This window comes from Streptomyces sp. NPDC056628 (assembly GCF_042792555.1).
Lineage (GTDB): Bacteria > Actinomycetota > Actinomycetes > Streptomycetales > Streptomycetaceae > Streptomyces.
Genome location: NZ_JBHTWG010000003.1, coordinates 403160 through 415911, shown reverse-complemented (window position 1 = coordinate 415911; position 12752 = coordinate 403160). Strand labels below are relative to the sequence as shown.

Annotated in this window: 9 protein-coding genes; all 9 read right to left on the bottom strand. The window is 72.8% G+C overall.

The annotated features are described in order from the left end of the window. Positions 1 to 108: 108 nt before the first annotated feature. Complete coding sequence (locus tag ACFRAC_RS07530) at positions 109 to 1311, bottom strand: sugar phosphate isomerase/epimerase family protein (protein WP_382922100.1); 1203 nt, start codon at positions 1309 to 1311, stop codon at positions 109 to 111. 115 nt (positions 1312 to 1426) lie between these two features. Continuing rightward, positions 1427 to 2854: an alkaline phosphatase family protein gene (locus ACFRAC_RS07525; protein ID WP_382922098.1), complete on the bottom strand. Its 1428-nt coding sequence runs from the start codon at positions 2852 to 2854 to the stop codon at positions 1427 to 1429. Continuing rightward, entirely contained in the window at positions 2851 to 4020 is a 1170-nt protein-coding gene (gene eboE, locus ACFRAC_RS07520; RefSeq protein WP_382922096.1) for a metabolite traffic protein EboE, read from the bottom strand. The genes ACFRAC_RS07525 and eboE overlap by 4 nt, the downstream gene beginning before the upstream one ends. A gap of 3 nt (positions 4021 to 4023) precedes the next feature. Continuing rightward, on the bottom strand, positions 4024 to 4941 hold the full coding sequence (locus ACFRAC_RS07515) for a TatD family hydrolase (protein WP_382922094.1): 918 nt from the start codon (positions 4939 to 4941) through the stop codon (positions 4024 to 4026). 24 nt (positions 4942 to 4965) lie between these two features. Next, positions 4966 to 5784 (bottom strand): EboA domain-containing protein, encoded by an 819-nt coding sequence (locus ACFRAC_RS07510; RefSeq protein ID WP_382922092.1) that lies wholly within the window; start codon positions 5782 to 5784, stop codon positions 4966 to 4968. After that, a complete protein-coding gene (locus tag ACFRAC_RS07505) occupies positions 5781 to 6851 on the bottom strand; it encodes a sugar phosphate isomerase/epimerase family protein (RefSeq protein WP_382922090.1) in 1071 nt (356 codons plus the stop codon). Before ACFRAC_RS07505 ends, ACFRAC_RS07510 begins: the two co-directional genes overlap by 4 nt. After that, positions 6848 to 7753, bottom strand: a complete 906-nt coding sequence (locus ACFRAC_RS07500; protein ID WP_382922088.1) for an SCO3242 family prenyltransferase — start codon at positions 7751 to 7753, stop codon at positions 6848 to 6850. Before ACFRAC_RS07500 ends, ACFRAC_RS07505 begins: the two co-directional genes overlap by 4 nt. Next, positions 7750 to 8922, bottom strand: a complete 1173-nt coding sequence (locus ACFRAC_RS07495; protein ID WP_382922085.1) for an inositol-3-phosphate synthase — start codon at positions 8920 to 8922, stop codon at positions 7750 to 7752. Before ACFRAC_RS07495 ends, ACFRAC_RS07500 begins: the two co-directional genes overlap by 4 nt. A gap of 84 nt (positions 8923 to 9006) precedes the next feature. Beyond that, positions 9007 to 12732: a ThuA domain-containing protein gene (locus ACFRAC_RS07490; RefSeq protein ID WP_382922083.1), complete on the bottom strand. Its 3726-nt coding sequence runs from the start codon at positions 12730 to 12732 to the stop codon at positions 9007 to 9009. Positions 12733 to 12752 lie beyond the last annotated feature (20 nt).

The window sequence follows — 12752 nt, the reverse complement described above, 5'->3', positions numbered from 1 at the left end:
CTCACGCTCTCCAAGGCCTTGGCGGGGGCTCTTTTTTTTTTATATCACACCGCCCGGGGCGGCCCCTCCCATGGTGCGGGAGGGGCCGCCCGGTCCGTGCGCCGGGGGTCAGCAGCGCCGCTTGCGCAGGGCCGCCATGTTGTCGTAGCTGATCTTGGCCTCGCGCAGCGACTGCGCGGGGTCGGTGGCGCTCGGGGAGTTGTCGTCCTCCACCATCGGGTTGCGGTAGTTGCTGAGGCCGACCCGTGAGAAGAACGTCGTGTAGTCGATGTCGCCGGTGCCGAACGGCACCATGTCCCAGCCCATGCCGTTGGTGGTGCTGACGACGCCGTCCTTGGCGTGGAACAGCGGATAGCGCTTGTTGTACCGGGTGACCAGGGCCGCCGGGTCGAAGACGTTCTCGCGGGTGGAGCCGTCGTGGGCGGTGTAGGTGTGGAACTTGTACTGGGCGACGTGCGCCCAGAAGATGTCCATCTCCAGCCAGACCACCTTCGGGTCGGTGATCTTGAGGAAGTACTCCAGCTTCCGGATGCCCGAGCTGCGGGTCGGACGGCCCTGGTCGTCCAGCGGGCCGCCGTCGAGCAGGAAGCCGTAGGCGCTGTCGTGGTTGTGGGTGTAGAGCTTGATGCCCGCGCGGCGGGCTATCTCGCCGAGGGCGTTCCACTTGTCGGCGGCCACGTCCCAGTCGGCGCGGTACGAGCTGCCGGTGGGGTCGCCGCCGGTGCCCATGTGGTCCATGCCGAGGATGTTGGCGATCTCCAGGTGCTTCTTGAAGGTGTCCGTGTCGGCCGTCGTCAGCGGCCAGGACGACGGGATGAAGCCGTGGTTGCCCTGGGCGCGCAGACCGTACTCGTCGAGCCAGCGGCGCAGCAGCCTGGCTCCCTCGACGGTCTCCAGGTTGTCCCCACCGGGTGCGTTCGCGTGCTGGCGGTAGCCGGCGAACTCGACCTGGCGGTAGCCGTGCCGGGCCAGCTGCTTGAACACCTCCCGGAAGCCGGACGGCAGGTCGCTTGCCAGCGGGTCGCGGGCCGTGGCGTCCCGGACGGTGTAGAGGATGATGCCGCGCTTGTGGGGCGGCACGAGCACCTGGCCGCGGCCGTGGTCGTGTCCGTGGCCGTGGTCTCTGCCCCGGTCCTGGGCCAGGGCGGGGGCCGCTCCGAGGACGGGGGCGGCGACCGCTCCGGCGGCCACGGCGGTGCAGGTGCTGAGGAAGCGGCGCCGGCCCACGCCGAGGCTGCGGCGCAGCGCCTCGTCGGGGGCGTCGGTGAGCGGGACGGCTGGGGTGCGGGAGGAGTCGGAGTACAAGGTCACGGGTGCCCTGCCTTCTCGGTCGTGGCCGGTGCCGGTGGCGCCGGGGCCGGCCGTTGTCAGTGCCGTGTGTTTCACTCTCGGTAGTCGGATGTCGGCGGCCGTGCGTCGTGCGGTGTCAGCCGAGTCCGGCGAGCCGGAGCAGGAGTTGCTTGACGTCGGTGGCCGCGACGCGGTCACCGACAGCGCGGGGGGTGGAGCAGATGAGGAGCGGACCGTCGTCGTCGCTCGCGGGGAGGCGGCCGTGGCTGCCGCGAATAGGTGAGGGGTCCAGGGGCACGACCGCCATGCGGTAGCGCATGCCGAGTTTCTTGCGGGCGAGCGCGGTCGCGGCCTTGACCTTCACGTAGGGGTCGAGGGGATCCATGAAGAGTTCGACCGGGTCGTAGCCGGGTTTGCGGTGGATCTCGACGAGCTGCGCGAAGTCGGGCGCGCGGTCGTCGTCGAGCCAGTAGTAGTACGTGAACCAGGCGTCGGGCTCCGCCACGGCGACGAGTTCGCCCGAGCGCGGGTGGTCGAGGTGGTGGGCCTTCTTGCCCTCGTCGTCGAGGAGCTGGTCGATGCCGGGCAGTCCGTCGAGGGCGGCGCGGGTGGCGTCGAGGTCCTCGGGCCGGCGGACGTAGACGTGCGCGATCTGGTGGTCGGCGACGGCGAAGGCACGGGACGCCATCGGGTCCAGGTACTCCATGTCGTCCTGGGTGTGCACCTCGAGCAGGCCGGCGCGGCGCAGGGCCCGGTTGATGTCGACGGGGCGGTCGGCGCGGGTGATGCCGTACTCGGAGAGCGCGACGACGGTACGGCCCTGGGTCCGGGCGTCGTCCAGGAGCGGGGCGAGGGCCGCGTCCAGGTCGGCGGCGGCCTTCAGGGAGCGCGGGTCGTCGGGGCCGAAGCGCTGCAGGTCGTAGTCGAGATGCGGGAGGTAGCACAGGGTCAGGTCGGTGTCGCGGGTGCGCATGACATGCCGGGTGGCGTCGATGATCCAGCGGCTGGACATGAGGTCGGCGCCGGGGCCCCAGAAGTGGAACAGCGGAAAGGTGCCCAGCTTGTCGGTGAGTTCGTCGTGCAGGGCGGGGGGCCGGGTGTAGCAGTCGGGTTCCTTGCGGCCGTCGGCGTAGTAGACGGGACGGGGGGTGACGGTGATGTCGGTGTCGGCGCCCATGGCGTACCACCAGCAGATGTTGGCGACGGTGTAGCCGGGGTGGGCGCGGCGGGCGGCGTCCCACAGCTTGTCGCCGGAGACCAGCCCGTTGTGCTGGCGCCACAGCAGGACGTCGCCGAGCTCGCGGAAGTACCAGCCGTTGCCGACGATGCCGTGCTCGGAGGGGTGGGAGCCGGTGAGGAAGGTGGACTGGGCGGCGCAGGTGACGGCGGGCAGGACGGTGCCGAGCGGCGCCTGGGAGCCGGACTGGGCGAGCCTCTTCAGGTGGGGCATGTGGTGCAGGAGACGGGGGGTGAGGCCGACGACGTCGAGGACGAGGAGCGGTGTGGGGCGGCCGGCGCCGGAGGGGGCGCCGGGCCGGGTGGCCGGGTCAGGTCGCTCGGTCATGGCAGCTCCTTCAGGCCGAGGTCGGTCAGCAGGTCGCGGGCGAGGGTGAGTTCGGCGGCGATGCCGTCGGCGAGCTGGTTGCGGGCGCGGGGCCGCAGCTCGGGCGGCAGGGCCTGCCAGGTGTAGGTCTCGACCTCGAGGTGGTGGGTGAGCGGCTCGGGTCCCCCGGCCAGCCGGGTCAGTACGGACTTCAGGACGGGGAGCGTGGAGGTGAGGGGCGCCGCGGGCGCGGCGTGCAGCGGCACGTGGAAGTGGGCGCGCCACGGCGAGGCGTCGGGCAGAGCGTCACCGGTCAGGGCCTCGCCGAGGTCGTCGGTGCCGCGCAGGCCGGCGGCGGTGGCGACGCGGGTCTGGTGCAGGAAGCGGGGTTCGTCGAAGGCGGCCAGTGCCTCGCGGACCTCGGGGAGGTGCGGGTGTTCGGCGTGCAGCGCGGCGGACAGCTGGGACTTGACGACGGGGACGCCGGCCGCGGTGAGGGCGTCCAGGGCGGTGTGCGGGTCCTCGAAGGAGGTGGCGAGGTGGCAGGTGTCGACGCAGACGCCGATGCGAGGGTGTCCGATGGCGGCGAGCGGGGCGAGGGCGTCGCCGGTGGTCTCGACGACGCAGCCGGGTTCGGGTTCGAGGCCGACGCGGATGTCCCGGCCGGTGAGTTCCTGGAGGGCGTCGAGGCGTTCGCCGAGGGCGGCGAGGGCGGTGCGGGCGGTTTCGGCGCGCCGGTCGTCGTAGGCGGTCCGCCAGGCCAGGGGCAGGGTGGAGATGGTGCCGCGGGTGACGTCGTCGGGCAGCAGCCCGGCGAGGACGCGGGCCAGGGCGGTGGTGTGCTCCAGGCGCTCGGGGTCGGCCCAGTCCGGCTTGTAGACGCGGTACTTGACCTCCTCGGCGCCGAAGCCCTCGTAGGGGAAGCCGTTGAGGGTGACGACCTCCAGGCCGCGCCGGTCGAGTTCGGTGCGCAGCCGGCGCAGCGCGGACGGGTCGGAGACCAGAGCCCGGGCGGCGTCCCTGGCGAGCCACAGGCCGATGCCGAGGCGGTCGCGTCCGAGCCGTCTGCGGACCGGTTCGCAGTGGTCGCGCAGCTGGGCGAGGACGCCGTCCAGGGTCTCCGCCGGGTGCACGTTGGTGCAGTAGGCGAGGTGGACGGTGGAGCCGTCGGGGTGGCGGAAGCGCATCGCTCACGCCCCCGGGACGGCGGTCGCCTCGTGCCGGTCCGCCGTCGCGCCGGCCGGTCCCGCACCGGGGTCCTTCGGTACGCCGCGCTGGATGGAGTTGCCCTCGTGGGTGGCGTCCGGGGTGGGCACGTCGAGGGTGAGGCGGCCGCTGAGCCCGTAGAAGGCGACGGGGTTGCGCCACAGCACCCGGTCCACGTCGTCCTCGTCGAAGCCCTCGGCCAGCATCAGGTCGGCGACCTTGCGGGTCTTGAGGGGGTCGCTGCGGCCCCAGTCGGCCGCGGAGTTCACCAGGACCCGCTCGGGGCCGTAGGCGCGCAGGATGGCGACCATCCGTTCCTCGTCCATCTTGGTGTCGGGATAGACGGAGAAGCCGAGCCAGCACCCGCTGTCCTTGGCCTCCTTCACGGTGGTCTCGTTCAGGTGGTCGATCAGGACGTGCTCCAGCGGCAGGGCGGACTCGCGGACCACGTCGAGGGTGCGGCGCAGGCCGGCGAGCTTGTCGCGGTGCGGGGTGTGGACCAGCGCGGGAAGTTCGTGGGCGGCGGCGAGTTCGAGCTGGGCGGCCAGCGCGGTGTCCTCGGCGGGGGTCATCGAGTCGTAGCCGATCTCGCCGACGGCGACGACCTGGTCCTTGACGAGATACCGGGGAAGTTCGTCGAGGACCGGGACGCAGCGCGGGTCGTTCGCCTCCTTGGGGTTGAGGGCGAGGGTGCAGTGGTGGGCGATGCCGTGCTGGGCGGCGCGGAACGGCTCCCAGCCGAGGAGGGAGTCGAAGTAGTCGAGGAAGGAGGCGGGAGAGGTGCGGGGCTGGCCGAGCCAGAAGGAGGGTTCGACGACGGCACGGACACCGGCGGCGTACATGGCCTCGTAGTCGTCGGTGGTGCGCGACGTCATGTGGATGTGGGGGTCGAAGAGGCGCATCGGGACTCCTTGCCGTCGGTGCGCTCAGCCGTGGTCGGCGGCGGGCGCGAAGGGGGTGGCCGGGGGGTCGGTCAAGGTCAGTACGCGGTGCAGGTCGGCGGGGACGGCGCGGCCGGCGGCGGTGCGCTCGGCCCCGTAGTCGGTCAGCATGCGGGACAGTTCGGTGTCGCCGTGCGCCCGGCGGTCCAGGTCGGCCACGGCGTCGACGGGCACTCCGGTGAACAGGCACTTCAGGACGGCGTGGCGCCACGCGTGGGCGTCGAGGTGCCGGGCGGCGTAGGGGCCGACGGCGGCGGTGAGGAGCCGGGTGTCGTTGTTGCGCAGGGCGTCCTCGACGAGCGGCAGGCCCTCGGGCCCTGGCACCAGGTGCGGCAGGGCGTACAGGACGGCTCGGCGTTCGGCGCCGGTGCCCTGGTAGTAGACCCGGGCGAGGGCGTCGGCGTCGGCGCGGGCCGCGTGCAGGATGAGGACGCGGGCGGCGTCGGCGTGTGCGGGACCGCAGCGGCGGCCGGCCTCGGCGATACGCAGCTCCCACGCCGAGATGGGGCCGTGGGTGCCGGGGTGGGCGGCGGCCTCGTCGAGGGCGCGCCGCAGCCAGCCGCGGGCCGGTTCGTCGAGCCGGGCGGTGAGGTGGTCGCGCAGTTCGCCGGGCGTGGCGGTGGCGAGGGGCGCGCTGCCGGAGGGCGGTTCGGGCGCACCGGCCGTCGCCGTACCGGGGGGCGGTGTGACGTCCGCCGCGGTGCCGGCCACGGATCTTGGTCCCGGACCGGCACCGGGGTCCGTGAGCGGTTCGTCGGCGGTGTCCGCGCCCGGGGTCGCCGGGCTGGTGCGGGGGTGGGTCATGAGGTGCTCCCTTCAGGGGTGGCGGAGGGATCGCCGTGCGACGGGACGGGGAGGGGTGAGGCGAGGGCCGTGGCCTCGGCGCGGCGGAGGAACGGGAGGGACAGTGCGGCGTGGTGCGGTCCGGCGTGGGAGTGGCGGGGCAGTTCGACGACGGTCAGGCCCTGGTAGCCGGTGGCGGCGAGGGCCGCGAGGACGGGTGGGAAGTCGATCTCTCCCTCCCCGAACGGGAGGTGTTCGTGGACACCGCGCCGCATGTCCTCGATCTGCACGTGGCGCAGCCAGGGCGCGGCGGCGCGCACGCAGTCGGCGGGAGAGGAGGTCTCCAGGCACTGGCAGTGGCCGATGTCGAGGGTGAGCCCCAGCGGGCCGGGGTCGCCGAGGGTGCGGCGCAGCCGGTGGAAGTCGTCGAGGCGGGCCACGAGGTGGCCGGGTTCCGGTTCGACGGCGAGGGGCACACCGGCGGCAGCGGCGGCGTCCAGGACCGGGGCGAGGCTGTCGGTCAGACGCTTCCACGCCGTGTCCTCGTCCGTGCCGGGCGGGAGGACGCCGCTGAAGCAGTGCACGGCGTGGGCGCCGAGGTCGGCGGCGACCCGGACGGCCCGCAGCAGCAGGTTGATGCGGCGGGCACGGTCGTCGGGCTCCGCGTCCAGCAGCGAGGGGCCGTGCTTGCGGCGCGCGTCGAGCACGTAGCGGGCGCCGGTCTCCACGGTGACGCCCAGGCCGAGCTCGGCCAGCCGCCGGGCGAGGCGGCCGGTGCGGGCGGCCAGGTCCGGGGCGTAGGGGTCGAGATGCATGTGGTCGAGCGTCAGGCCGAGGCCGTCGTAACCGAGGTCGGCCAGGAGGCCGAGGGCGTCGTCGAGCCGGAGGTCGGCGAGGCCGTTGGTGCCGTACCCGAAGCGGAGGGGGCTGAGGGGGGTGGCCGCCCCGGGGCTGGTGGGGGTGGGCGCGGGCAGCGGGGTGGGTGAGGAGGCTCGGGCCGACTCGGGGCGAAGCGCCGTGGAAGGGGTGCGCGGTGTAAGCGGCGGGGCGGACGGGGAGGCGGAGGCCGGTTCGGCGCGGGGGGTCATGTGATGCTCACCTTCTTCGCGTAACGCCGCCCGATCGGGGCGAGCGCGGCGATGGCCAGGGCGGTGAGCCCGGCTCCGGCGCGGGCCGCGAGCGCCGCCTGGAGCGGGATGGTGGCGCGGATGCCGCCGCCGACCGCCCGCTGGGTGAGGGGCGGTGAGGGGTTGAGCGCCGCGTGGGTGTACGGACGCCCGGCGGTGACGGCGTAGGCGGCGGCGAGGGCGGTGCGCAGGGCTTGACCGGGGGTGGGACCGCCCTTCGGAAAGGGGCCGCCCCGCGCCGGAGCCGCCGCCCGTCCCCCACCCGCCACCAGCCGGGCCAGCACGGCCGTCGCCCCCAGGGCCGCCAGGGGTGGGAGGGACGTGCCGCCCTGGGTCTCGCGGCGGGAGACGGCGGTCACCGCGAGGGTGTGGGTGCCGAGGAGGGCCGCGGAGGACAGGGCCGCTTCGGGGCGGCCGGTGGTGGCGGCCGCCCCGAGCAGATGGTCGAGGCCGCGGGCGGCGGCCATGGCGACGGGTCCTGCGGGGGTGTGCTTGAGACCGAGGTCGTAGGCCCAGACGGTGGCGGCCAGCGGGGTCGCCACCGCCAGGGCGGGGCGGCCGGCGCCGGCGGCCAGGCCCAGACCGGCGGCGGTCAGGGCGCAGGCCGCCGCGAGGGCGGAGGACGGCCGGATGCGTCCGGAGGGCAGGGGGCGGTGGGGTCGTTCGGCGGCGTCCTCCGCGCGGTCCGCCCAGTCGTTGAGGGCCATGCCGGCCTCGTAGAGGCAGAGGGAGGAGCCGATGGCGAGCAGGGTGCGGGGCCCGGGCCGGGCCCCGGCGGTGACGGCACCGCTGAGGGCGTCGCCGGGGACCGTGAACAGGGCGGGCAGACGCAGCAGTTCGGCCCACGCACGGCGACGGCTCACGGACGCTCCTCCGAGTGACCGGTGTCCGCCGGGCGCAGCCGCTCCCCCAGCTCCAGCAGGGCCCCGTACTGTTCGCCCAGGCTCGCCGGGCCCTCGCCCAGGGGGTCCTTGAAGTAGAAGCCGAGTGGGCCGAGCGGGCCGGACAGGCCGGCCTCGTGGGCGCGGGCGGTGAGGCGGGCCAGGTCCAGGACCAGGGGGGCCGCGAGCGCCGAGTCGCAGCCCTGCCAGATGGTCTGCAGCACCATGCGGGTGCCGAGGAAGCCGTCGAAGGCGATGTGGTCCCAGGCGGTCTTCCAGTCCCCGAGCGCCGGGACGTCGTCGATGTGGACCTCGCCCTCGGGCACGGTGCCGAGGGTGTCGGCGAGCACGCGTTCCTTGCCCGCGTTCTTCGCCGCGGCGGCGGCCGGGTCGGCGAGGGCGGCGCCGTCGCCGCCGCCGAGCAGGTTGGTGCCGGACCAGGCGCGGACGGTCAGGGACCGCTGGGCGAACATCGGCCCCAGCACGGCCCGCAGCAGGGTCTGGCCGGTCTTGCCGTCCCGTCCGGCGTACGGCAGGCCGCTGCGCTCGGCCTCGCGGGCGGCGACCGGGTGGTGCATGCCCTCGGAGGGGGTGAAGTTGACGTAGGGGCAGCCGGCGCGCAGGGCGGCGAGGGCGTACAGGGTGCTGGCGGGGAGGGGCGTGTCCGCACGGCCCTCGGAGGCGGGTTCGGTGGAGGCCACGTTCACGACGACCGTCCGTTCCAGGCCGTGGCGGTAGGTGAAGTCGCGGATGTCGGCGGCGAAGGCGTCGATCAGTTCGGCCTCGGTGCGGGTGTCCCCGGGGGTGGGGCCGCCGGGCCTGATCTCGCGGTCGGCGGCGACGAGTTCGGCGGCGACGGCGGTGGCGACGCCGGGCGGGAGGACTCCTCCGGCGGTCAGGGTCTCGGCGCGCTTGGGCAGCGGGCAGTCGAGGGTGTCGTGGCCGCCGAAGACGAGGTCGGTCAGGGCGGGCAGGCCGCTGCGGGTGAAGGCGGGGGTCTCGGTCACCATGCCGGTCGGCGGGTGCAGTCCGGCGGCGATGGCGGCGCACCCCGTGACGACGGTGGTGGCGACGGAGCCCCGTGCTCCGATCAGCCACACCCCCGTGCGCGGGCGGGGCAGGGACGCGGAAGGGGACGCGGACGCGGACATGGGCAGCCTCCTGGTCGTGCGCGAACACCGGGGGGAGTGCGAGGGACGGCGGGCGGGGGTCCGGCGTCCCCCGCCCGCCGCCGTTCAGTCGCCCTGGACGGGCAGTTCCTTCAGCTGGATGTTGCGGAAGGAGACCTGGTCGTCGGCGCCGTGGTTCTGCAGGCCGATGTAGCCGTCGGTCAGGCTCCGCTGGGGGTCCTTGTTGGTGAAGTCGTTGATCTTGACTCCGTTGAGGAACACCTGGAGGCGTTCGCCCTGGACCTTGATCTCGTAGGAGTTCCACTGGCCGGGCGGCCGCAGGACCCGGTCACGGGCCTTGATGTCGGCCGACTTGAACGAGTAGATCGCTCCGGTCGTGCGGTCGGACGCGTCCGTGGCGTCGATCTGGATCTCGTAGCCCTTGTCGACCGCGGACCAGGGGTCGTCGGAGGCCGGGAAGCCCACGAAGACACCGGAGTTGTCGTCGCCCTGCATCTTCCAGTCGAGCTTCAGGGAGTACGACTTCAGCTCCTTGGCCTGGTACCAGAGCAGGCCCATGCCGCCCTCGGTCTCCATGACCCCGCCGTCCTTGACGACGAACCTGCCCGGGCCGGCCTGCTTCCAGCCGTCCAGCGTCTGGCCGTTGAAGATCTTCCGGTAGCCCTTGCCCGGCTTGCAGTCCGCCTTGACCTGTCCGGTGGCGTACTGCAGGCCGCCGAGCAGGTGGGCGCGGAAGGCTTCGTCGGCGTAGGACTCCTTGGTGTGGCCGCCGCCGGTGTAGAAGGAGCGGCCGCCGCCGTAGCTCTGGCACCAGGCGATCGGGTGGTCGCCCTTCATGGTGCCGCCCTGGTAGGTGGTCTCGTCCAGGGTGGCGAGGACCTTGGCCTGCTCACGCGGGTTGGTGCGGTAGTTGTACCACTCGTCGGTGCGCTCCCAGGTGTCGTCCAGGTGCGCGGTGGCGGGGTGGTCGTGGTCCTCGACGCGGACGGTGGCCTTCTGGATGGCCGGGTGCGAGGCGAAGTAGGCGCCGACGAGGCCGCCGTAGAACGCCCAGTCGTACTCGGTGTCGGCGGCGGCATGGATGCCCATGTATCCGCCACCGCCGGCCACGTAGTCCTCAAAGGCCTTCTGCTGCTCGGCGTTGAGGACGTCACCCGTGGTGGACAGGAACGCCACCGCGTCGTACTTGGCCAGGTTGGTGGTGGTGAACTGCCGGGCCTCCTCGGTCGCGTCGACCGTGATGCCGGCCGGGGCGCCGAGCTCCTTCAGCGCGGCGACGCCGGCCGGGATGGAGTCGTGCCGGAAGCCGGCGGTCTTCGAGAAGACGAGGACCTTCTTGCCGCCCTTGAACGGCTGGGTGGAGAACTCGAAGTCGTCCACGTCGTACAGGGCGCCCTCGCCGCCCTTGAAGACCAGGTAGATCTCGGTGGTCTTCTTCGGCAGCGCGCGCAGCGGCACGTCGACGTTCTGGAACGTCTCCCAGCCGCCGGTCGGCGGGATGTACGCCGAGCCGTGCAGCGGGCCGTCGGGCGAGCCGGTGCGCAGTTCGATGAAGCCGCCGTTACCGCCGGACGAGGCCCGTACGGTCATCTTCTTCTGTCCGTCGAAGCGGTAGGGGCTGAAGGAGATCCAGTCCCCGTCCTGGATGTCGCCGACGGTCTTGCCGCCGTTGGCCTGCGCCTTGTCGAAGGTGCTGACGCCGGACTGGGCGGTGAAGTGCTCGGCCTGGCGGTGCAGCGGCTGGACCACGGCCCGGGCGGTGCCGGTCAGGGCCTCCTGGCCGTTGGCCCCGCCGTCGGTGTAGCCGGCGCCGACCACCCCGTAGATGTTGGCGTTGGGGTCGTGCCCGCCGTCACCGGGGGGCGGGTTCAGGGTGCCCTCGCAGCCCATCTCACTGGTGAGTTCGTGGGCGTGGGAGTCGTGGCCCAGGCTGTAGACGACCTTGACCTTGGAGCAGTCGACGGTCTCCTCGGGGTCGGTGACCGTCACCTTGAACGGGACGGGCTTGCCGAACTCGGCGAGCGCCCCGTTGCCCGGGATGTCGATGCGCACCTTGGGTTCGGTGTTGCCGACGACGATCCGGACACTGGCGTTGCCCGTGTTGCCCTCGGGGTCCGTGGCGGTGAAGGTGGCGCTGTAGGTGCCGACCTTCTTGTACTGGTGGGTGGGGGTCAGGCCCTCGCCCTTGGTGCCGTCGCCGAAGTCCCAGCTGTAGGTGAGATCCGTGGAGTCGGCGTCCTTCGCGGAGGCGGTGAACTTGACCTTGAGGCCGGCCGCGCCGGACGTCTTGTTGGCGCTCACCTCGGCGATCGGGGAGAAGCCGTCCTCGGCGTTCTCGATCCGGTACAGGGCGGAGTCCTTGTCGCCCTGGAACCAGGACAGGCCGTAGTCGAGGACGTAGAGCGCGCCGTCGGGGCCGAACTCCATGTCCATGATCTGGGTGCCGGTCCACGGGAAGTCGTTGATCTTCGCGACGGAGCCGTCTTCGGTCTGCTCGATCCGCTTGATCCAGCGGCGGCCGAACTCGCCGGCGAAGAAGTCGCCGTCGTACTCCTCGGGGAACTTCACCTTGGAGTCGAGCTCGGGGTCGTAGCGGTAGACCGGGCCGCCCATCGGGGACTCCGAACCGCTGCCGAACTCCGGTACGGAGCCGCCGTCGTAGGGGATCCAGGCGGGCTGCGCGGGCGGCAGGTCGGTGAGGCCGGTGTTGTGCCGGGAGGTGTTCTTCGGGGCGTCGCAGTCGAACTTCTCACCGGAGGCGCCGGTGCCGAAGTCGTAGTCGACGTAGGCGTCGTTGGCGCCGGTGCAGAACGGCCAGCCGAAGTTGGCGGCCCGGGTGACCTTGGCGAACTCGACCTGTCCGGCGGGGCCGCGGGTGGGGCTGGCGGCGCCGGCGTCGGGGCCGTAGTCACCGACGTAGACCGTGCCGGTCTTCTTGTCGACGCTGATGCGGAACGGGTTGCGGAAGCCCATCGCGTAGATCTCGGGACGGGTCTTCTCCGTGCCGGGCTCGAAGAGGTTGCCCTCCGGGATGGTGTACGAGCCGTCCTCGGCGACCTTGATGCGCAGGAGCTTGCCCCGCAGGTCGTTGGTGTTGCCGGCGCTGCGGCGGGCGTCGAAGGCCGGGTTGCGGTCCGCGCGCTCGTCGATCGGCGTGTAGCCGTCGGAGGCGAAGGGGTTGGTGTCGTCGCCGGTGGAGAGGTAGAGGTTGCCGTCGGCGTCGAAGGCGATGTCGCCGCCGACGTGGCAGCAGATGCCGCGGGAGGCCGCGACGTCCAGGACCTTCTTCTCGCTGGCAAGGTTCAGGGTGCCGTTGGTGTTGAGGGTGAAGCGGGAGAGGCGGTTGACGCCGTCGAACTTCTTGAAGTCCTCGGCCGTGCCGGTCTCCGGGGCGTCGCCCGCGGGGGTGTCCAGCGGCGGGGCGTAGTACAGGTAGATGGCCCGGTTGTTCTTGAAGTCCGGGTCGATGCCGACGCCCTGGAGGCCCTCCTCGTCGTGGTTGTAGACGTCGAGGCGGCCGGCGACCTTGGTGACGCCGCCCTGGTCCGTCAGGCGCAGCGTGCCGTCGCGCGAGGTGTGCAGGACGCTGCGGTCCGGGAGCACGGCGAGCGACATCGGCTCACCCGTCTCGGGTTCGCCCTTGGCGAGCGGCACCTGCTGGAACTGACCCTCGGCGGCCGCCGGTTCGTCGTGCTCGGGGTGGCCGGGGTGGGCGCCGGCGACGGTGGCCGGGGCGCCGACGGCCAGGAGCAGGCCGGTGAAGAGGGCGACGGTGGTGCGCAGTCTGCGACGCCTGGGGGTGCGGGTGTCTCTGAAACGGGTTTCGTGCACGAAGTCCCTCCGGGAACGGG